We start from the raw sequence: 20,878 nt of genomic DNA, 5'->3' as shown, positions 1-20,878 counted from the left end.
CGTGATTGCACTACGGATCGGGTTGGCTGCCCTGTTCCTGATGATCGCCGTCACCGTCCAGACGTCCGTGCTGACGAACATCGCGGTCGCCGGCGTGACGTGCGACCTGACGCTGATCGTGGTGATCGCGCTGGCGCTGTCCCGCGGGTCGGAGTGGGGCGCGATCGCCGGATTCGTGGGCGGTCTGATGCTGGACATCGTGCCGCCCGCCGACCACACCGCCGGACGCTGGGCGTTGTCGCTGGCGATCGCCGGCTACATCGCCGGGCTGATCCGTCGCGAGACCTCCGGCAGCCCGGTCGGGCCGCTCGGCGTCGCGCTGACGGTCGTGCTCGGGACGGCGGTCTCGTTCTTCCTCTACAGCGCGACCGGATCGCTGCTGCACGACCCGTCGGTCGACTGGGGCGAGTTCGGCGTCCGCCTCGGCATCGCCGCCGGGTACGACGTGGTCGGCGCGATCGTGGTGATCCCGCTGGTCATGTGGATCATGGGCCGCGTCCAACCCGCCCGCGAACGCCGCCGAGTCGCCCCATGAGCTGGGACGGTTTCGAGGCTCCGCTCAAGGCACGGCTTCGGTTGTTCGTGATCGGGGTGCTGGTCTTCTCGTTGCTGTGCACGTTGTTCGGCCGCCTCTGGTACATGCAGGTGATGTCGAGCGCCGACTACAGCCAGGCGGCGACCGCGCAGCACATCAGGCAGGTCCTGGTCCCGGCGCCGCGCGGCACGATCGTCGACTCACAGGGCCGGACCCTCGTCGGCAACCGGGTCTCGGTGGTGATCACGGTCGACCGCTCGGTGCTCGCCAAGCTCCCGGAAAGCCAGCAGAACGTCGTTCTCGCCCGCCTCGCGAAGGTGCTCGGGCAGAAGCCGAAGGACCTGAAGGCGCGCACGATGTTGTGCGGTGAGCCGGGCGCGTCCAAACCACCCGCCTGCTGGAACGGCACGCCGTACCAGCCGATCCCGGTCGCGAAGGACGTCAGCGAGCAGGTGGCGATCGAGGTGATGGAGCGCCGCGAGGACTTCCCCGGGATCGCCGCGGACTCACAGACACTGCGCGCGTATCCCTCGCCGTACAAGGTGAACGCGGCGCACATCCTCGGATACCTGTCGCCGATCACCACCGAAGAGCTCGAGGACATGGACAAGGCCGGGCAGGACTCGGTCCCGCACCGCTCGGACCTGGTCGGCCGGGCCGGCGTCGAGCGGTCGTACGACAAGCTCCTGCGCGGTACGCCGGGGGAGAAGGACGTGATCGTCGACGCGGTCGGGTACACCACCGGTATCAAGAAGCAGACCGCTCCGGTCCCGGGCGCGACGCTGGTGACGACGATCGACGCGCGCATCCAGGCCTCGGTCGAGGCCCAGTTGAAGAACGCGATCATGACCGCGCGGAAGCAGACCGATCCGGTCACCCACCGCAAGTACGTCGCCGACTCCGGCGCCGCGGTCGTGATGGACACCAAGACCGGCCGGGTCGTCGCGATGGCCAGCTACCCGACGTACGACCCGGGGGTCTGGGTCGGCGGCATCACCCAGCGCGAGCTGGACGCGCTCTACTCGACCAAGTCCGGGACGCCGCTGGTGTCCCGCGCGCTGCAGGGCCAGTTGGCGCCCGGGTCGACGTTCAAGCCGATCACCACGGCGGCCGCGATGAGCGCCGGGTACAGCCCGAAGACGCGGCTCGACTGCTCGTCGTACTTCGAGGTCGGCAACCGCCGGTTCAAGAACTACGAGTCCGCGTCGTACGGGATGATCGGCTTCGACCAGGCGCTGGCGCTGTCCTGTGACACGTTCTTCTACCGGATCGCGTACGCGCTCTGGCTCAAGGAGGGCGGCAACTCCAGCGACACCAGCACCCGCGACCCGCTGGTCGAGATGGCGCAGAAGTTCGGGCTCGGCAAGCCGACCGGGGTCGATCTGCCCGGTGAGGTGAGCGGCCGGATCGCGGACCGCAAGTGGAAGAAGACGTACTACGACTCGCAGAAGGACTACTACTGCAAGATCGCGGCCAACCCGCCCACCGGGACGTCGGCGTTCCTGAAGCAGTTCGCTCGCGAGTTCTGCGTCGACGGGTACAAGTACCGCGCCGGTGACGCGGTGAACTTCGCGATCGGCCAGGGCGACACCACGATCACGCCACTGCAGCTCGCGACCGTCTACTCGGCCCTGTCGAACGGCGGCACGCTGTACGAGCCGCGCGTCGTCCAGTCCTGGATCGGCGCGAACGGCAAGCCGCACGAGATCAAGCCGGTCGTGAAGTCGAAGCTCCCGGTCGCGAGTTCCACGCTGCGCTACATCGACACCGCGCTGAAGGGCACCACCAAGACCGGTACGGCGGCGTGGAAGTTCCAGGGCTTCCCGCTCGACAAGATCCCGGTCCGCGCCAAGACGGGTACGGCCGAGGTGTACGGCAAGCAGACCACGTCGTGGCTCGCGTCGTACACCGATCGGTACGCCGTGGTGATGATGCTCAGCCAGGCCGGTACCGGTTCGGGCGCCGGCGGTGACGCGGTCCGCAAGATCTACGAGACGTTGTACAACATCAAGCCCGCGCCGCCCGTCGGCCAGGAAAAGCCGAAGCAGTGATGGCGTTCCTGACTCCGATTCGGACCCGGCCGCGGATGGACCGCCGGTCGACGGTGTGGCACGTCGACTGGGTCCTGGTGTTCGGCGTGGTCGCGCTGTCGTTCATCGGCGCCCTGCTGATCTGGTCCGCGACCCACAACCGGACTTCGCTGACCGAGGGCAAACCGGACGCGTTCCTGCTCCGGCACGCGCTGAACTTCGCGATCGGCCTGGTCCTGGCGATCGGCGCCGCGATCACCGACCACCGCCGGGTCCGGATCCTCGCCCCGCTGCTGTACGCCGCCTCGGTCGTCGGACTGATCCTGGTCCTGGTGCCCGGCGTCGGCTCGACGATCAACGGTTCCCGGTCGTGGATCCAGTTGCCGTTCATGTCGATCCAGCCGAGTGAGTTCGCCAAGCTGGCGGTGATCGTCGGTATGGCGCTGCTGATCGCGGAGAAGAGCGAGACCGACCGCAACGAGGACGCGCGGACCCTCGACGTCGCGCAGGCGGTCGGGGTCGCCGCCGTACCGGTGATCCTGGTGATGCTGCAGCCGGACCTCGGGACCGTGATGGTGCTGGGGTCGATCGTCTTCGGGATCATCGCGGTGTCCGGCGTACCGAAACGCTGGATGCTGGGGCTGCTCACCTCCGGCGTGCTGGTCGCGGCGATCGCGATCAAGCTGCAGGTGCTGAAGGAGTACCAGATCGCCCGCTTCACCGCGTTCGCGAACCCGTCGTCGGACCCGCAGGGCATCGGGTACAACGTGAACCAGGCGCGGATCGCGATCGGGAACGGCGGGGTGTTCGGGCAGGGCCTGTTCCACGGCGGCCAGACGCAGAACGCGTTCGTCCCCGAGCAGCACACCGACTTCGTGTTCACGGTCGCGGGCGAGGAGCTCGGGCTGATCGGCGCCGGCGGGATCATCGTGCTGTTCGCGATCATCCTGTTCCGCGGGCTGCGGATCGCGGTGACCGCGCGGGACGCGTTCGGCCGGCTGGTGGCGACCGGGATCGTCTGCTGGTTCGCGTTCCAGGCGTTCGAGAACATCGGGATGACGCTCGGCATCATGCCGGTCACGGGCCTGCCGCTGCCGTTCGTGTCGTACGGCGGTTCCTCGATGTTCGCCTGCCTGCTGGCGGTCGGCCTGCTGCAGAACATCCACCTCCGCTCGCACCGCTACTGATCGCTCGACTGACCCGTCAGGTACGCTGCTCCCTGCTCGGCCCCCGCCCAGAGCCCCGCTGGAAGGCCCGATGACCAGGTTCGTTGTGCTAGTCGCCGTCTTGACGCTGTCCCTTGCCGCCTGTGGCGGTGAGGAGGACAAGCCCGCCGCCGGTCCACCGGCGACCACACCGACGCCGACGCCCAGTGCCACCGCGTCGACGTCGGCCGCGCCCGTCAGCCGGACGACCACCGAGCTCACCAAGGCGCTCCTCGAGCTGGCCGATCTGCCGACCGGCTTCGCGGAGGACAAGGACGAGGCCGAGGAGGACGCGAAGCCGTTCTCGTCGTCGAGCAGCCGGTGCAAGACGCTGGTGAAGTACCTGAACGCCACCAAGGCGCCGGGCTCCAAGGCGAGCGTGACCCGCACGTTCACCGGCGGTCAGGAAGGCCCGTACATCGACTACGGCCTCGACTCGATGGGCACCGCGGACGAGGTCACCGATCTCCGGGACGCGTACGCCGAAGCCGTCGACTCCTGCGCCAAGGTGACCCTGAAGACCGACGGCGCCGGCAGTACGTCGATGAAGGTCGAGAAGATCACCGCCCCGCAGTACGGCTCCAAGCCCTTCGCGTTCCGCCTGACCGGCACCAGCGGCCCGAAGCGCGGCCTCGAGTACGCCGCCGTCGTCACGGGCGTCGAGGACGTGATCATCTCCGTGGGCGTCCTCGCCGGCCAGGGCACCGAGCTCGACCCGGCCACCGAAGCGGCTGTCACGAAGGCCCGGCACGTCCTGAAGCCCGCGTGATCGGTGTCACACGCGTAGTCGTCACGTAGGCCTGCCGATCCGCCGTCGTGTTGGCATGGACGAGCGGATGAACTTCAGCAAGGTCTCGCCGGCCGGCTTCCGGGCCGTGTTCGGCGTGGAGAAGTACGTGCAGGGCGTGGTGGACCACGGGTTGCTGCACCTGATCAAGATCAGGGCGTCGATGCTCAACGGGTGCGCGTTCTGCCTGAACATGCACACGACGGCCGCGTTGAAGGACGGCGAGACCAGCCAGCGGCTGTTCGGTCTCGCGGCCTGGCACGACTCGTCGTTCTACGACGACCGGGAGCGCGCGGCGCTGGCGTTGACCGACGCAGTCACGGTGCTGGAGCGCACCGGCGTACCGGATGACGTGTGGGATGCGGCGCTGGCGGAGTTCGGCGAGGAGGGGGCTGCGAACGTGCTCCTCGCGATTGGCACTATCAACCTGTGGACCCGTCTGAACGTCGCGACCCGGAAGCAGCCGGAACTGGCCGGTTGATCCTGCAGGAGTACGAGTCGGCGCGCGGCATGCTCGCCGGACTCGCCTACCGGATGCTGGGCAGTTGGCACGACACCGAGGACGTGCTGCAGGAGACGTACGTCCGCTGGTCCGCCGCCGACCGCTCCGACGTGGCCGAGCCGCGCCGCTACCTGACACGGGTGGTGACGCGGCTGTCCGTCGACGTACTGCGAACCCGGCAGGCGCGCCGCGAGAGCTACATCGGCGAGTGGCTTCCCGAGCCGGTCCCGGCGAACGCCCTCGACCTCGACGACGTGTCGATGGCGCTCCTGCATCTGATGGAGCGCCTCACCCCGCCGCAGCGCGCGGTCTACGTACTGCGGACCGCGTTCACCCTCCCGTACGACGAGATCGCCGAGATCCTCGGCCGTACGCCGGACGACTGCCGCCAACTGCACCGCCGGGCCGGGCACGCCCTGGCCGACGACCGCCCACGCTACGAGCCGACCGCCGCTGAACAGCGCCGCCTGCTCCTGGATTTCGTGGCTGCCGCCCGCGACGGCGACCTGCAGCGCCTCGAGTCGATGCTCAGGGACGACGTCATCTCCTGGACCGACGCCAACGGCGGCCGCCGGGCCGCCCGCAAACCCGTCACGGGCCGCGAGAAGGTCGCCACCTTCTTCACCCACATCTACGGGCGTCCCGACATGACGTTCACTCCGGTGGACCTGATCACCGGCCCCGGACTGAAGGTGATTGTCCGAGGCAACCATCACCTGTTGACCCTGGACTTCGACGGCACCGCGATCACTGCCCTTCGGATCGTGGCCAACCCGGAGAAGCTTTCCGCCGTGTGACGCGTGTTAGATGACCGCATGAGTTCTGATCTCGAGTTGGCGATCGCTGCGGCTGCGGCTGGGGCTGCTGTGGTGCTGAGCAAGTACGGCACTGTTGTCGCGCGGCATGACAAGTCGGCGACGGACTTCGCGACGGACGCCGACCTTGAGGCCGAGCGCGCGATTCTCGAGGTGATCCAGAGTGCGCGGCCGGCGGATGGGATCCTCGGCGAGGAGTACGGCGCCAGTGGGGAGGCTGATGCGTCGAGGCGCTGGCTGGTCGATCCGTTGTGCGGGACGCTCAACTTTGCCGCCGGTACGCCGCTCTTCTCGGTCAACGTGGCGCTGCAGATCGACGGCCGGGCCAGCGTCGCTGCGATCGCGGATCCGGTCTCTGGCGAGATCTTCTGGACTGATGGCGAAACCGCGAGCGTCCGTCGCGACGGTTCCGATGTTCCGCTGGTTCCGTCGGCGGACTCGCTTCTGGTGGACGTCAACCTCGACCCGATCACGGACGGCGGGTTTCTAGGGCCGCGGCTGCTTGCGGATCCCGCCGTCCGAGCGGTGTTCGGTCAGCGAGTTCTGTCGACGACGTTGGCGGTCGCGTGGGTGGCCGCGGGCCGGCGTACGGCGTATGTGACCGACGGCAACCTCCGCGACAGCGTCCATTTCACCGCCGGCCTCGCGCTATGTCGCGCCGCCGGTTGCGTCGTCACCGATCTGCGTGGAGGTCCGCTCCACTCAGGTCTGGGAGTCGTCGCTGCGGCCGACGAGAAGAGCCACGCGAGCCTGCTCGAACTCATCGCCCCACACCTGCCCAACTAGCGGTAGAGGGGGAGCGCTCCGGTCAGGGAGTCGATGGAGGCACGCGGACCGTACAGGGCCAGGCCCAGGTATTGGATGTCCTCGGGCTTGGTGCCGGCGAGTGTGGTGGACATCTGCTCGTACGTGCGAGCCTGCTGGGCGACCTGGTGCATGTCGTGGATGGTGACGTCGGCGCGGGCGGCAGCCTCGGCCCGGAGCGTGCTGAGGGTGTCGGTGGGGGCACGAAGGATCGGGATCGGGTACGCGCACATGCCGGTGTGGGGGCTGCCGGCGGCGTCGGTCGTGTCGGGACCGACGGTGTCGTCGTGGTGCCTGCCGACGCCGACGCCGAGCAGGGCGGCGGTGTTGAGGGCGACACCGATGGGGGCTTCGGCCGCGATGATCACGACCATCTTGTTCGTCAGCACGGCGGTTACGTTAGCTCGATGGGCGGCCGATCTCGGCGTACTCCGAACATCGTTCGGCAGATCTGGGAAACTGGGCGGCATGGACGAACTTGATACGGCGCTGCTGCGGATGCTGCAGAACGACGCCCGCCGGACCAACCGGGACATGGCGGCCGAGCTCAAGATCGCGCCGTCGACGTGCCTGGAGCGGATCCGCGGCCTGCGCGATCGCGGCGTGATCAGCGGGTACCACGCGGCCGTCGACCTGAAGGCGATCGACCGATCCACCCAGGCGATCATCTCGATCAAGCTCCGCCCGCAGGCGATGGCCGTCGCAACCGCATTCCAGAAATACGTGATGGACCTGCCGCAGACGCTGGACATGTTCATGGTCTCCGGCGGCTCGGACTTCCTCGCCCACGTCGCCGTCAAGGACACCGAGGCCCTCCGCGATCTGGTCCTCGCCCTCGCCAAACGCCAGGAAATCGCCGACATCCGCAGCTCGGTCGTCTTCGAGCACCACCGCCGCACCACGATCATGCCGCTCGACTGAGGACCCTCGCCGGGGACTGGGAACAAGCAATAGCCTGTTCCCAGTCCCCAAGGGGTGTGCCAGGTTGTGCTCGCGGCCGCGTGGGCGAGGGTTTCGTAGGGTGGGGGATATGCGACTGAACTACGTGGAGACAGGACCGGCTGACGCGCCCGTAGTGTTGCTCGGGTCGTCGCTCGGGGCGGATCAGGGGATGTGGGCGCCGCAGGTCGACGTACTGGCCAAGCGGTTCCGGGTGGTGGCGTTCGATCACCGGGGTCACGGCGGGTCGGAGGTCCCCGACGGGCCGTACACGATCGACGACCTCGGCGGTGACGTCGTCGAGTTGCTGGACACGCTCGAAGTGGAGCAGGCGTCGTACGTCGGCATCTCGCTCGGCGGCGCGGTGGGCCTGTGGCTCGCGCAGAAGGCCCCGGACCGCTTCCACCGCTTCGTCGTGATCTGCCCGCCGTCGAACCCGGCCGCGAACCCGCAGATGTGGATCGACCGCGCCGCCCAGGTACGTGCCGAGGGCACCCAAGCCATCACCGACGCAACCCTCGGCCGCTGGTTCCTCCCGGAATTCGAGGACATCGAGCCTGTACGTCGGATGCTGCAGGACTGCCCCGCCGAGGGCTACGCCGCCTGCTGCGAGGCCCTCAGCACCACCAACCTCCTCCCCGGCCTCGACACGATCACCGCACCGGTCCTCGTGATCACCGCCGACTCCGACACCTCCATCCCACCCGAAACCGTCGTACCCCTGGCCTCCCAGATCCCCGGCGCCCACCTCGAAATCATCGAAAACGCCGCCCACCTGGTCACCTGGTCCCACCCCGACGTCGTCAATCCGATGCTCCTGGCTCACCTGAGTTGACCCGCGGGACTACTCCGGTTCGTACGTCCAGGTCTCGTGGGTCGTGGTACCGGGCTTGTACTGACGCGGTGGGCGGGTCTGGCCGTCGAGGCCCGCTTGCCAGTCGCTCCGCGGTTCGAGGTACTGCCGTACCTGGGTCGGCAGCTTGATGCCGGCGCCGATCGGCATCACCTTGAACCGCGAGGCGGCCAGGCCCCAGAATGCCTCCGTGCCGGCGGGTCCGTTGTACTGGGCAACGACCTCGGCCAGCTGGCGATCGGACACGACGCGACGCCGTAGACCATCGAAGAAGTGGCCGGACCGGGTGTCCACCAGACCGTAGACGTACGGGCTCCCGTCCAGACTGCCGTCCTCGGCGTTGACCTTGCCGAGGAACGACACCATGAACGCGGTGAAGTCCTTCGGAGCGATCGTGCGGTGACCGATGCGGCCGACGTACAGGTCCTTGATCTCCGGACGGAGCTGCCACGTGAGCAGCTCCTGACCACCGGGGCTCTTGTAGTGGTAACCCACGAAACCGACGAATCCACTGGCGTCCGCTCGCGGAACGGAGACGCTGACAGGCTTTGCCCGTCGAGCGTCGATGGTCACACCGGTGGCGCTGTGAACGTCGAAGCCCGGCTCGACCATCCGGTACAGCTGTCCCTTGGCGCCGAAGATCGTGGCCTCGAGGATGTGGCTGCCGCGCGGAACGCGTGCGGTGCTCCGGCCGGTAGCGTCGACGGTGCTGCCGCTGCCGACATTCCAGAAGGAGACGTACGCCCGGGCCGCCGGTGCCGGCGCGCCGTCCGGGCCGAGTACGCGCAGGGCAACGTCGTAACTCTCGATCTCCTTGTCGATCACGAGCGGTACGACGACCTGCTGCGCGGCGCCGGTCGCGGTGATCCGGCCGCTGTAGACGCCGTCCGCACCGGCATGCGTGGTGTCGGAGACGACCTGGACGGACGCCTCGCCTCCGGCCGGGACGGTGAGCGTGTTCGCGCTGAGCCGGAGCGCACCGGCGGGAGCAGGTTTGCCACCGATCGACAGATCGGCCGTCAGTTCGAGGGTGATCGGGGTCGTGCCGAGATTGCGGTAGGTCAGAGGCTTGCTGACGGGCTTGTCGTCCGCGTGCGGCCACAACGCCGTACCGAAGGAGATGCTGCCCGTCGTCGCGACCACGGACTGAGTGACGGCGCGGGTGAGGTCGACCCGGCCGGCGCCTTGCTCGTACGGTGCCAGGCTGGGATTCGGCTTCGCGGCTGACATCAGGGCGCTCTTCAGTTCGGACGCCTTCCAGGTGGCGTGTTGCTGAACGAGCAGCGCGGCGGCACCGGAGACGTGCGGCGTTGCCATCGACGTACCGGACATGCGGCTGTAGCGCTCGCCCACCGGCTCGCCGAGGACGGCTCCGGCCGCGCGGGCCGCGACGATCCCGACACCGGGGGCGGTGATGTCGGGTTTCACGGCGCCCGCGGGAGCCGGTCCCTGACCGGAGAAGTCCGCGAGCGACTCCTTGCTGTCGACCGCTCCGACGGTCAGCGCGGCCGCGGCGGTACCGGGCGACTCGACCGACTCGGGACCGCCGCGGTTGCCCGCGGCCACGACGAACAGCGTGCCGGTGGTCCGGGTCAGCCGATCGACGGCCTCCTCGATCGGATCGATCTCGTCGCCGCCCGGGCTGCCGAGACTGAGATTGACGACCGGAGCGTGCTGGGACACCGCCCACTCGATGCCGGCCAGTACGGCGGACTCGGAGCAGTCGCCGGTGTCGTCACAGACCTTGCCGTCCAGCAACTTCGCGTCGGGAGCGACACCGCGGTAGCCGTTGACGCCCTTGCCCGCGATGGTGGACGCGACGTGCGTGCCGTGGCCGGCGACGTCGGCCGCCGGGGACGGCGTGAAGTTCTTGGTCGCCAGCACCTGGCCGGCGAGATCCGGGTGCGTGCTGTCGATGCCGCTGTCGAGGACCGCGACCTTGACGCCCTTTCCGGTGTAGCCCGCCTTCCAGGCGGCCGGAGCGCCGATCTGGGGGACGCTGTGGTCGAGCGACATCCGCAGCTTTCGGTCGAGCCAGATCTTGGTCTGCTGTCCTTGGCCTTGGAGGAAACCGGCCGCGGCGTGCTTCGGAACGACCAGCGCGGTCGCGGAATTCAGCTCCCGGACCGTTGTCGCCTGCCGGGTAGCTCGCGGTCGGCCGCTGACGATGAGCGGGATGTCTCCTCGGGCGGCGTCGTCGTACCCGTCCCGGAACAACAGGTCCAGGTCGAAGAGCCGCTTGTCGAGTTGCCCGGTCCTTACGGCCTCCCGGACGTCGGACGGGATCACGGTCCACTGCGTGCCGGTACGCCGACTCTCGAAGGTGACCTGTTCCCGTCCGGCGGCCCTCTCGATCGAGACCTGATCGCGGTCCCCGCCGCGCAGGACCACCCGGTCACCCGTGATCAGTGTGACGACCCGGTCTTTGCCCCGGGTCGCCTTGTTCTGGGTGGCCTTGTTCTGGGTGGCCGCAGCCTGTCCGGTCGCAGGTAGGACCGCCGCACCCGACCCCACTGCCAACCCAACCGCCAGCGCGACTGCCGGCCATCGTCTTGTCCGCACGTGAATCCCCTTCGTAGTCAGCGGTTCACTCCGGGGATGTCCGGCCGGACCGCGGGCATTTCATCGCCGATTCCGGCGTACCGGGGCTGCGGCGTTAGTCTGGTAGGCGCTCTGACCTGCTGACTGGAAGTGGCTATGACTGTCGAATCGCTGTTCCCGCGCCTGGAGGCTCTGCTGCCGGGTGTGCAGAAGCCGATCCAGTACGTCGGTGGTGAGCTGAACTCCGTCAGTAAGGAGTGGGACGCGGTCAGTGTCCGGTGGGCGCTGATGTACCCGGACGCGTACGAGGTCGCGCTGCCGAACCAGGGCGTGCAGATCCTGTACGAGGTGCTGAACGAGCGCGACCACATCCTGGCCGAGCGGACGTACTCCGTCTGGCCGGACATGGAGAAGGTGATGCGGGACCACGAGATCCCGCAGTTCACGCTCGACAGCCACCGGCCGGTCCGGGCGTTCGACGTGTTCGGGCTGTCGTTCTCGACCGAGCTCGGGTACACGAACATGCTGACCGCGCTCGACCTGGCCGGGATCCCGCTGCACGCGGTCGACCGGACCGACGAGGACCCGATCGTGCTGGCCGGCGGGCACGCCGCGTTCAACCCGGAGCCGATCGCGGACTTCATCGACGCCGCGGTACTCGGTGACGGCGAGGAGATCGTGCTGGCGATCTCCGAGGTGATCCGGGAGTGGAAGGACGAGGGTCGCCCGGGCGGTCGCGACGAGGTACTGATGCGGCTGGCGAAGTCCGGCGGTGTGTACATCCCGAAGTTCTTCACCGTCGACTACCTGCCGGACGGCCGGATCCAGCGCGTCGTCCCCAACCGCCACGGCGTTCCGTTCCGGACCGCGAAGCACACGGTCATGGACCTCGACGCGTGGCCGTACCCGAAGAAGCCGCTGGTCCCGCTCGCCGAGACCGTGCACGAGCGGTACTCCGTGGAGATCTTCCGCGGCTGTACCCGGGGCTGCCGGTTCTGCCAGGCGGGCATGATCACCCGGCCGGTGCGCGAGCGCAGCATCACCACGATCGGCGACATGGTCGAGAACGGGCTGAAGCAGTCCGGGTTCGAGGAGGTCGGCCTGCTCAGTCTCTCGAGTGCCGACCACAGCGAGATCGCCGAGGTCGCGAAGGGCCTGGGGGACCGATACGAGGGCAGCAACGTGTCGCTGTCGTTGCCTTCGACAAGGGTCGACGCCTTCAACATCACGCTGGCCAACGAGTTCTCCCGCAACGGCCGGCGCAGCGGTCTGACCTTCGCGCCCGAGGGCGGGTCGGACCGGATGCGCAAGGTGATCAACAAGATGGTCACCGAGGAGGACCTGATCCGCACGGTCGCGGCGGCGTACAGCCACGGCTGGCGGCAGGTGAAGCTGTACTTCATGGTCGGCCTGCCGACCGAGACCGACGAGGACGTGCTGGCGATCGCCGCCCTCGCGAAGCGGGTGATCGAGACCGGCCGCGAGGTGTCCGGCCGGCGCGACATCCGGTGCACGGTGTCGATCGGCGGGTTCGTGCCGAAGCCGCACACGCCGTTCCAGTGGGCCGCCCAGCTCGGCGCGGAGGAGACCGACGCGCGGCTGGCGAAGCTCGGCGCGGCGATCCGGTCCGAGAAGGGCTACGCGAAGGCCATCGGTTTCCGGTACCACGACGGCAAGCCCGGCATCATCGAGGGACTGCTGTCCCGCGGCGACCGGCGCGTCGGCCGGGTGATCGAGGCGGTCTGGCGCGACGGCGGCCGTTTCGACGGGTGGAGCGAGCACTTCTCGTACGACCGCTGGATCGAGTGCACCGCGAAGGCGCTCGCGGACGAGCCGGTCGACCTCGCCTGGTACACGACGCGGGAGCGCGAGTACGCCGAAGTACTGCCGTGGGACCACCTGGACTCGGGACTGGACCGCGACTGGCTGTGGGAGGACTGGCAGGACTCGCTCGAGGAGGACGGCGCGATCGAGGTCGAGGACTGCCGCTGGACCCCGTGCTTCGACTGCGGCGTCTGCCCGCAGATGGGCACGGAGATCCAGATCGGCCCCACCGGCAAGAAACTCCTGCCGCTGTCCGTCGTCTGATCGTTCGAGGGGAGATCCCCTCGCGTTGTGGGTTCTCCCCTGTAACACCAGGGGAGAACCCACACGAGCAGGGGAGATCCCCTCGTGTGTCAGTTGCAGTAGTACGCCGGGGTTGGGGTTGTCTCGGTCTGGTCCTGCCAGTGGGCCACGCCGACGTAGTACCCGCAGCCGGTGCCTTCGTCGAACCAGGCACCGCCACCGGAGTACGCGTACGTCTCCGCGACCGTGCTGAACGGCCCGCTCGCGCTGTCGCCCTTCTGCAGCTCGACGCGCACCTCGGTCACGCTGTTGGAGCAGCCCTCCAGGCCCACGGCGACGTACAGCATCAACGCCGAGTACCCGACCGACTTCGCCGTCACCAGATCGCATGCCGAGGTCGACGCCTGGGCCGGCGCTGCGACCGTCAAACCTGCCGCAGCCGCCGCAACGGCCGCGACCGTACCTACGAGTTTCCGCATCTGACCACCCTCCAGTTGGAAAACTACAGAGGATCAGCAGGTTAGGTCACTCAGTTACGAGACGTCGACCCTTTCGGTGCGGCGGAAAGAAGCAGATCGGTGAGCAAGAGTTCGTCAGCGCTGCCCAGAACGAGGTCGGCCTCGGCCACCGCGGCGGGAGTGACGAACGGATTGGGTACGGCGACCGCGTACATGTCGGCTGCCTGTGCCGCAGCCACGCCGTGGGCAGTGTCCTCGACAGCGATCGCCGATGAGCCAGGAACGCCGAGACGCTGCAGGGCCAGCTCGTAGATCGCCGGATCGGGTTTGTGCGTCTCGACCTCGTCGCCAGTGACGATGTGGTCGAACAGTTCGATCGCACCGACCCGTTCCAGGTGGCCGACCACCCACTTGCGCGGCGAGCTGCTCGCGATCGCCACGCGAAGGCCCAGCTCCCGCGCCGCCGCGATCCAGGCCCGGATCCCCGGCCGGAAGTCGAGCTCGGCATGCATCCGCTCCCTGTGCGCGAGGCGGCGCGCGTGACTCGCCGTACGGTCGAAGTCGGTGCCGACGGCGGCGGCGAGGATCGCGTACCGGTCCTCGCTGATATCGCCGCCGTGGCCGGGCCAGAAGCCGTCCAGCTCGAGCTCGAGACCGTGGTGCGCCCACTCGGCCTGCCAGCTCTCGACCATCGTGGTCTCGGTGTCCATCAGCAGGCCGTCGAAGTCGAACACGATCGCCTCGACCTCGACCGGCACGAGCCGCGTGGCGAGCCGGTGGATCTGGGCCGCGCTCAGCCCCAGCCAGGACAGGTACGCGTGGACGCCGCCGAGGTCGTCCAAGTGCTCGAGCGACCCGAGGATCATCTCCGGACGGGTCCGGGTGAACTCCGGTCCGTCCTGGATCCCGAGGTGCACCTCGCTGATCGCGTAGTCCGCCGCGATCTGTTCCCGCGGTACGCCGGCCAGGTCGAGGAGCACCGCGATGGTCAGACCGGTCCGGTCCTTGCCTGCCTTGCAGTGCACCACGACCGGGCGATCCGCCGGCGCGTCCGCGATCGCGCTGAAGATCCGGCCGATGTGGGTCGCGTTCCGGGTGAGGCTGTTGCGGTAGACATCGACCAGCCGCGGTTCCGCATCCGCATCACGCAGCCGCTCGGCCTCCGGATCGATCCACGGGATTCTCTGGTACGCCGGTGTGCCCTCGAGCGGATGCGGTTGCTTCATTTCCCAGTCGGACCGCAGATCAAGAACAAGTCCCGCGTCGAGCGCCTCGAACTCGGCCAGGTCGGCGGCGTCGAGGACATCGCTGCGTACGACGGCCCTCGGACGGGTCTGGACGCCGTACCGCGTCGGAAGTCCGCCAACGTCACGCGCATTCGGGCTCCACATACCTGTCAGCTTAGAACAAGACCTCCTAACGACTCGAAATCGTGCCAGGATCCGTCGAAAGCCTTGTGGTGCAAGGCGGAATCCGTGCCGATCGCGAAGACGTCGATCCGGCCCGGGCCCCAGGAGACGACCGAGCCGGCCGGGCGTGGGCGGACGGCCGCGGGCTCCAGCCAGCCGGCCAGCGCGGCGATGTTCATCCGCAGGATCTCGGTGGCGAACGACCAGTCGATGAAGTTCAGGGTGTCGTTGGCGGAGTGGATGTGACCGTTCGCGCTGTCCGCGCCCTCGATCGTCAGCACCGCGGGCATCCCGGTGTCGATGAACGGGACGTGGTCGCTGGCGAACGGATTCAGCGAGGTCTCCACCTTCAAGCCCGTGTACGTCGCGGCGGCGGTCGCCAACGCACTGATCTGCGCGGTCGACACCTGTGCGCCCTCGAGGAGAACGGTCGGTGTAGCGGTGTTCTTGGTCCCGATCATGTCCATGTTCAGTACGGCGCGGACACGGGACCGCTCGGCCGGCGGCAGCGTTGCGACGTACTGCTTGCTGCCGAACAGGCCCTCCTCCTCGCCACCGAACAGGATCAGCCGAATGTCGTGTTTCCACGATCGGCTTGTCAACAATCGACCGAGCTCCAGCACCCCGGCCGAACCGCTGCCGTTGTCGTCGGCTCCCGGAGCTGCCGCGGCCGGGCCGCCCGCCAGGTTGATCGAGTCCAGGTGGGCGGTGACGATCACCAGTCCACGGCTGGATCCGATGCCGGCCCGGTCGCCGATCAGGTTTGCGGAGCGGCCGGCACCGACGGTGACCGGCGTCCGTGACGTTTGGTAGCCGAGGGCAACCATCCGGTCGGCGGCGAAGTCCGTCGCCTGCGTGAACGTCGTACTCAGCGAATGCCTGGTCGGCAGGCTCGCCAGCCAGGTCAGGTCGCTCTGGTACGACGCCGTGGACACCTCGGCGACGAGTTGCGCAACGGCCGGGTCGGCGCGCGCCGGGACGACGGGAGGGGTGTCGACAACCGTCGTACCGGCTCGCAGGGGCTCGATCCGCCAGCAGTGGTTGGACCGTCGACGGGGCTTGTCGGCGGCCGAGATCACCAGGTGCCGGCCGTGGTCGAGCAGGGGAGTGACGTCCGGGTAGTCGTCCTGGAAGCTGCGGCCCACCTGTGTGACGAGGAGCAGTCCAGGAGCGGTTCGGGAGGCCCGGCCGAGGCGTTGGTCGGCCGGGACCCAGAGGAGCGTGCGCTCCCCGAACCGCGCCGACTGCGCGCCGCCGGCGGCATCCGCAGTCGGTACGACCAGATAGCGCACAGGGCCTGTGGTCATGGTTGTCCCCAAGCGATCTCTAGGCGGTCTGGTGTTGCCGAGACGATGCGCCCAGACCCGGACTCCTGTGGACTTCCCTGGAAGGGGTTGTCACTGGCCGGGGCGGCGGCGAGGCGGCCGTCAGGGGTCCAACGACCGGCCGGACCTGCCTGTGGGGCGTCGCCGCGGCCGATCATCAGTGGAACGAACGTTCCGTCTGCGCGGAACTCCACCCCCCGCCGGCCGCGGGCCGGCGGGAAGGCGTAGTCGTCGCGGCGGTAGACGCTGATTCCGTCGTGATCCTCCTCGGCGGAATGCGTCCAGTGCCCGACAGGTGTGGTGGTCAGAGCCCCACCCCCTGCTGGATCGTGGCGGGCGAGTCGGGAACCGTCACCCTGAAGTCACTGATGACGCCGCCGAGTGGCTCGTAGCCGTTCCAGGCCGAGCCGTCCCACCACTTGTGGTAGAGCTGCTTGTCGGTGCCGGTGACGAACACGTCGAGCCGGTTCGTGTCCCACGAGACCACGCGCGGCTCGTCGGTGCAGATCCCGCCCAGGTACTCGTACCCGGTCAGCGACGGTCCCCACGCGGACCCGTCCCACCACTTGTGGTAGAGCGCCGAGTCGGTGCCGAGCACGAACACGTCCAACCGGTCCGGACCCCACGAGACAACGGTCGGCGCCGTCGTGCACACGCCGCCCATGTACTCCCAGCCCGACCACGACGAGCCGTCGTACCACTTGTGGTACAGCGCCGAGTCGGTGCCGATGACGAACATGTCGAGCCGGTTCTCGCCCCAGGCCACCACCCGCGGCGGCGAAGCGCAGACGCCGCCGAGGTACTCGTAGCCGTTCCAGGCCGAGCCGTCCCACCACTTGTGATAGACCGCGTTGTCCGTGCCGAGCACGAACACGTCCAGCCGATCGGAGCCCCAGGCAACGACTTCCGGCGGGCTCATGCAAATCCCGCCGAGGTACTCGTACCCGTTCCAGGCCGTGCCGTCCCACCACTTGTGGTACAGCGCCCGGTCGGTGCCGAGGACGAACGCGTCGAGCCGGTTCGGGCCCCAGGTCGCCAGCCGCGGCGGGCTCATACAGACGCCGCCGAGGTACTCGTACCCGTTCCAGGCCGTGCCGTCCCACCACTTGTGGTACAGCGCGTGATCGGTGCCGAGGACGAACGCGTCCAGCCGGTTCGGCGCCCAGGACGCGACTTCAGGAGCGCTCATACAGATACCACCCTGGTACTCGTAACCGGCGACGGACGGTCCCCAGGCCGATCCGTCCCACCACTTGTGATACATCGCCAGGTCGGTGCCGAGCACGAACGCGTCCAGCCGGTTCGCGCCCCACGCCACGACCGATCCGGCCGGTTCCGGCGTACCCGTACCGCCGAAGTCGGGCAGATCCTTGCGCACGGTGTCCAGACACGCGTGCATCCGCGTCACCTGGTCGTTGGTGAACATGACCATGCCGCGGTCGTCGGTGTAGTCCATGTAGTCGTAGAACAGGTCGCCGTTCGGCCCGTTGCTGCACGTCACGTGCGGGAACGTCGGTACGCCGAAGTTCGGGCCGGCGGCGTTCGGGGTGTCGGCGCACTCGTCGCTGCCGCTGCAGCCGCTGCCGTCGTCGCCCCAGATGTGGAACAGGTTCAGGTAGTGCCCGACCTCGTGCGTCGCGGTCCGGCCGAGGTCGAACGGCGCTGCCGCCGTACCGTTCGTGCCGAAGCCGCTGTGCAGGATGACCACGCCGTCGGTGTTCGCCGGGCCGCCGGGGAACTGCGCGTACCCGAGCAGGCCGCCGCCGAGCTGGCACACCCAGATGTTCAGGTAGTGGGCGGTGTCCCACGGATTGATCCCGCCGGTCGCCGACGACTTCACCCTGTCGTCGGTGCCGAAGCTCGCCGTACTCGTCTGCGTCCGGGTGACACCGGTCGTCGGGTTCCCGTTCGGGTCCTCGGTGGCCAGGAAGAACTCGATCCGGGTGTCCGCGATCAGGCCGCTGAACACGCCCGGCACGATGCTGGTGTCCGGGTTGGTGGCGCGGTAATCGCGGTTCAGTACGTCGATCTGGCTGTCGATCTGGGCCTGCGAGATGTTCTGTGCGTTGGTGTTCCAGACGACGTGGACGACACAGGGGATCCGGGCGATCCCGGTGAACCGTTGTTGCGCGGCGACGTAGTCCACCGTCGCGGTCTCGAGTGCCGACCGCGAGGCGGCGTACCCCGGTGAGGTCGACAGCAGCCGCCGGTGCACCTCCATCACGCCGCACTGGCGACGGTTCGGGAACTCGGTCCGTCCGCCGTCGGTCGCGCCGCTCATACCGGCACCACCGGCCTGGCCGCCGCCCGACATCCCGGCACCGCCAGGCGTTCCGCCGCCACTCATTCCCGCACCGCCGGGCGATCCTCCACCGCCCATGTCCGCGGCCGGCGATCCGCCACCGCTCATGTTCGTCGCCGGCGTACTGCTAGAAGCTGGTCCGCCGATCGGCATGCCGTTCGCCGTGGGCTGTTCGCTGGTGGTATGCCCGTTCGACTCGGTCGCCGGAGCCTCTCCCGGCATCCGGTAGTCGTCCCGGTGCTTGTCCGCCCGCCCGTTGGCCTTCCTCGGCATCTCTCCCCCTTCCGCGGGGGCGCACGAGCAGGCCGGCGTACGCCGAACCGAAGAGACCACCCCCAGCGCACCCCTCGACCGAAGACGGTCCTGCCGCCTTCCCCCACCGAACAGTCGGCCCCCAAGTCGCTGCTCTGGATTCACGATCCGCTCATCACCGCCCGTGCACAAGCCTTCGCGTATCGGCAGTCAACTTCGCGCGATCCGCTGTGGTGGTTGACGAATTTCAAGCGCTTGGAGGGGGACCGGGTGCGACGGCCGATGCGTCGGGGTGCGACGCTGTGGTCGTGATCGGGTCTCGGAAGCTTGCCGTCTGGCTGGTGCTGACGGTCGCTGTGGCCGTGGTGCTGCTGTCGTGGGTGTTCCCGGACGCGAGCGAACACCGCGGCCGGATCCACGCGGTTGGCACCCACGTTGTGGTCTGTGCCGCCGAGCACCCGCACGACGGACGGGCACAGGTGCTGGATCACCTGGCCGACTGCGCCTACCGCGCCATGCGCAAGCTATAGGAGCGTTCGCTCCCACATCGTGCGTTGGGCGACCGGGCGGAAGCCGAGTTTGGTGTTGACGGCGATCATCGGCGCGTTCTCCGGGGCGTTCCAGGTGTGGAGTACGGCGGGGAGCGAGACGCCGGCCTGGAGGGCGCGGAGGTTGGGGCCCTTCACCGCGACACCGAGACGGTTGCCGCGGTGCGTACGACGTACGTAGGTGTCGTACTGGTTGAGCCGGTCCGGGGTTTCCGGCGTACCGCCCATCTGCGTGTACGCCGCCAGCTCGCCGGAAGCGGTGTGGACGGCGGCCGTGGTGTACGTGAACCGGCCCTGGGCGATCCGGCGGTCCTCTGCGTCACGTACCAGTTCGGGCGTCCAGCGAACCGCCTCGGAGGTGCGCTCGCCGGTCGGCACGTCCTCGCTCATCCCGCTCAGCAGCTCCACGAACTGCTCGAGCCACTCGTCCGGCGTGTGCTCCCGCCACTGCACGATCTCGTACCCGTCGACCGGCTGCTCCACCACGTCGTTCAGTGGCAGTTCGGCGACCTGATGCAGCTCGGCATGCTTCTTCACGAACCCCCGCGCCGCCGCGAACGCCGTACCCGGGCTTTCTCCGGTCACCGGATCACCCGCCACGTTCGTCCCCGACACGATCCGTCGGCCGTCGGCCCGGGCGCGTTCGATCGCCGCGTCGAGCAGCTTCGTCGCAACCCCACGCCGCCGGTACGCCGGAGCGACCGCGAGCTCCACGTCCACGGTGTCGGTGTTCCCCACCAGCCACCAGTCGAGCCACGCGACCCCGAGCCAGGTGTCCCCGTCCACCAACCCGAGCCCGTCCGCCCGCACCTCAGCATGCTCCCGAGCCATGAACACCCGAGCCTCTTCCAGCCCCATCCCAGCAGGAAACTCCAACTCCTCCCGCCGAACCCCGAACTTCACCTCATAAAACCGCCGAAAAGCCCCAACATCCCGCCCATCAACCGTCAAGATCTCCACCCCGCGACCCTATTCCGAGCACATCCGCGCCGCCGCGAATTACCATCCCTCGATGGACCCGGCACCGCAGCACCACTTCGGCGTCTACGCGCGGATCCGCGACGCGGACCGCATCCTCCTGGTCCACAAGACCCGCGGCCCGTACACCGGCCTCCTGGACCTCCCCGGCGGCAGCCCCGAACCGGGGGAGTCGTGGCCAGAAACCCTGGAACGCGAACTCCACGAAGAGCTCGGCCTTCACCTGACCGCAGCCGGCCACTTCAAGCCCTTCGCCCTACACGTCCGAACGACCTCCACCGGCGAACCCATCAACTTCCACCACCACGGCGTCTACCTCGACCTACCGCGGCCAACCACCGCACCGGCCGCGATCACCTCCCCGGACACGGCCGGCTGCCGCTGGTTCAACACCCGCACCGACGACGAGACCCACTTGAGCCCCGTCGTACACGCCGTCCTGGCTCTCTGACCTGCTCGGCCTCCAACTGGGAACAACCGATGGGTAGTGGGGACACGCAATAGCCTGTTCCCAGTGCCTTGGGGGTG

The 20,878-nt window shown here is 68.5% G+C and carries 19 protein-coding genes; 12 read left to right on the top strand and 7 right to left on the bottom strand.

Annotated elements, in window-relative coordinates; translation table 11 throughout:
* The first annotated feature begins 1 nt into the window (after position 1).
* From mreD to E0H45_RS29435, 7 genes are all read left to right on the top strand, one after another.
* The gene (gene mreD / locus E0H45_RS29465) at positions 2 to 535 is read left to right on the top strand and encodes a rod shape-determining protein MreD (protein ID WP_131343259.1); all 534 of its coding nucleotides are present in this window, start codon (positions 2 to 4) and stop codon (positions 533 to 535) included.
* Complete coding sequence (gene mrdA, locus E0H45_RS29460) at positions 532 to 2,586, top strand: penicillin-binding protein 2 (protein ID WP_131343257.1); 2,055 nt, start codon at positions 532 to 534, stop codon at positions 2,584 to 2,586. The genes mreD and mrdA overlap by 4 nt, the downstream gene beginning before the upstream one ends.
* Positions 2,586 to 3,752, top strand: coding sequence for a rod shape-determining protein RodA (gene rodA, locus E0H45_RS29455; protein ID WP_131343255.1), 1,167 nt, complete (start codon positions 2,586 to 2,588; stop codon positions 3,750 to 3,752). The genes mrdA and rodA overlap by 1 nt, the downstream gene beginning before the upstream one ends.
* Before the next feature lie 70 nt (positions 3,753 to 3,822).
* Positions 3,823 to 4,539 carry a sensor domain-containing protein gene (locus tag E0H45_RS29450; RefSeq protein WP_131343253.1) on the top strand — a complete coding sequence of 239 codons (717 nt, stop codon included), beginning with the start codon at positions 3,823 to 3,825 and terminating at the stop codon, positions 4,537 to 4,539.
* Between the two features lie 55 nt (positions 4,540 to 4,594).
* The gene (locus tag E0H45_RS29445) at positions 4,595 to 5,038 is read left to right on the top strand and encodes a carboxymuconolactone decarboxylase family protein (protein WP_202872556.1); all 444 of its coding nucleotides are present in this window, start codon (positions 4,595 to 4,597) and stop codon (positions 5,036 to 5,038) included.
* Positions 4,987 to 5,856 (top strand): sigma-70 family RNA polymerase sigma factor, encoded by an 870-nt coding sequence (locus E0H45_RS29440; RefSeq protein WP_202872555.1) that lies wholly within the window; start codon positions 4,987 to 4,989, stop codon positions 5,854 to 5,856. The genes E0H45_RS29445 and E0H45_RS29440 overlap by 52 nt, the downstream gene beginning before the upstream one ends.
* Positions 5,857 to 5,874: 18 nt before the next feature.
* Entirely contained in the window at positions 5,875 to 6,660 is a 786-nt protein-coding gene (locus E0H45_RS29435) for an inositol monophosphatase family protein (RefSeq protein ID WP_131343251.1), read from the top strand.
* Here E0H45_RS29435 and E0H45_RS29430 read toward each other — a convergent pair.
* The gene (locus tag E0H45_RS29430; RefSeq protein ID WP_165546628.1) at positions 6,657 to 7,067 is read right to left on the bottom strand and encodes a DUF2000 domain-containing protein; all 411 of its coding nucleotides are present in this window, start codon (positions 7,065 to 7,067) and stop codon (positions 6,657 to 6,659) included. The two genes, E0H45_RS29435 and E0H45_RS29430, sit on opposite strands and share 4 nt — an antisense overlap.
* Positions 7,068 to 7,146: 79 nt before the next feature.
* Between E0H45_RS29430 and E0H45_RS29425 the strand changes: the two genes are divergently transcribed.
* Positions 7,147 to 7,599 carry an Lrp/AsnC family transcriptional regulator gene (locus E0H45_RS29425; protein WP_131343247.1) on the top strand — a complete coding sequence of 151 codons (453 nt, stop codon included), beginning with the start codon at positions 7,147 to 7,149 and terminating at the stop codon, positions 7,597 to 7,599.
* 109 nt (positions 7,600 to 7,708) lie between these two features.
* Positions 7,709 to 8,452, top strand: a complete 744-nt coding sequence (gene pcaD, locus E0H45_RS29420; protein WP_131343245.1) for a 3-oxoadipate enol-lactonase — start codon at positions 7,709 to 7,711, stop codon at positions 8,450 to 8,452.
* 9 nt (positions 8,453 to 8,461) lie between these two features.
* On the opposite strand, the gene E0H45_RS29415 is transcribed toward pcaD, so the two are convergent.
* On the bottom strand, positions 8,462 to 11,032 hold the full coding sequence (locus E0H45_RS29415; protein WP_238155360.1) for a S8 family peptidase: 2,571 nt from the start codon (positions 11,030 to 11,032) through the stop codon (positions 8,462 to 8,464).
* Positions 11,033 to 11,167: 135 nt separating this feature from the next.
* Between E0H45_RS29415 and E0H45_RS29410 the strand changes: the two genes are divergently transcribed.
* Complete coding sequence (locus tag E0H45_RS29410; protein WP_131343243.1) at positions 11,168 to 13,099, top strand: TIGR03960 family B12-binding radical SAM protein; 1,932 nt, start codon at positions 11,168 to 11,170, stop codon at positions 13,097 to 13,099.
* An 89-nt stretch (positions 13,100 to 13,188) separates the two neighbouring features.
* On the opposite strand, the gene E0H45_RS29405 is transcribed toward E0H45_RS29410, so the two are convergent.
* The 4 genes from E0H45_RS29405 to E0H45_RS29390 all read right to left on the bottom strand — a co-directional run bounded on the left by E0H45_RS29405 (position 13,189) and on the right by E0H45_RS29390 (position 18,845).
* On the bottom strand, positions 13,189 to 13,557 hold the full coding sequence (locus E0H45_RS29405; RefSeq protein ID WP_131343241.1) for a hypothetical protein: 369 nt from the start codon (positions 13,555 to 13,557) through the stop codon (positions 13,189 to 13,191).
* 50 nt (positions 13,558 to 13,607) lie between these two features.
* A complete protein-coding gene (locus E0H45_RS43415) occupies positions 13,608 to 14,927 on the bottom strand; it encodes an HAD-IA family hydrolase (RefSeq protein WP_131343239.1) in 1,320 nt (439 codons plus the stop codon).
* Positions 14,928 to 14,932: 5 nt separating this feature from the next.
* Positions 14,933 to 16,252: a M28 family metallopeptidase gene (locus tag E0H45_RS29395; protein ID WP_131343237.1), complete on the bottom strand. Its 1,320-nt coding sequence runs from the start codon at positions 16,250 to 16,252 to the stop codon at positions 14,933 to 14,935.
* Positions 16,253 to 16,574: 322 nt separating this feature from the next.
* Positions 16,575 to 18,845 carry a DUF8189 domain-containing protein gene (locus E0H45_RS29390; protein WP_238155359.1) on the bottom strand — a complete coding sequence of 757 codons (2,271 nt, stop codon included), beginning with the start codon at positions 18,843 to 18,845 and terminating at the stop codon, positions 16,575 to 16,577.
* Between the two features lie 287 nt (positions 18,846 to 19,132).
* On the opposite strand from E0H45_RS29390, the gene E0H45_RS29380 reads away from it, so the two are divergent.
* Entirely contained in the window at positions 19,133 to 19,354 is a 222-nt protein-coding gene (locus E0H45_RS29380) for a hypothetical protein (RefSeq protein WP_131343235.1), read from the top strand.
* On the opposite strand, the gene E0H45_RS29375 is transcribed toward E0H45_RS29380, so the two are convergent.
* Complete coding sequence (locus E0H45_RS29375) at positions 19,349 to 20,230, bottom strand: GNAT family N-acetyltransferase (RefSeq protein WP_238155358.1); 882 nt, start codon at positions 20,228 to 20,230, stop codon at positions 19,349 to 19,351. The two genes, E0H45_RS29380 and E0H45_RS29375, sit on opposite strands and share 6 nt — an antisense overlap.
* 154 nt (positions 20,231 to 20,384) lie before the next feature.
* On the opposite strand from E0H45_RS29375, the gene E0H45_RS29370 reads away from it, so the two are divergent.
* A complete protein-coding gene (locus tag E0H45_RS29370) occupies positions 20,385 to 20,801 on the top strand; it encodes an NUDIX domain-containing protein (protein ID WP_131343233.1) in 417 nt (138 codons plus the stop codon).
* Positions 20,802 to 20,878 lie beyond the last annotated feature (77 nt).

It is taken from the genome of Kribbella soli (genome assembly GCF_004331345.1).
In the GTDB taxonomy this organism is placed as follows: domain Bacteria; phylum Actinomycetota; class Actinomycetes; order Propionibacteriales; family Kribbellaceae; genus Kribbella; species Kribbella soli.
Note: the sequence above shows the minus strand (reverse complement) of the source record. Positions and strands in the feature narration are given on the sequence as shown.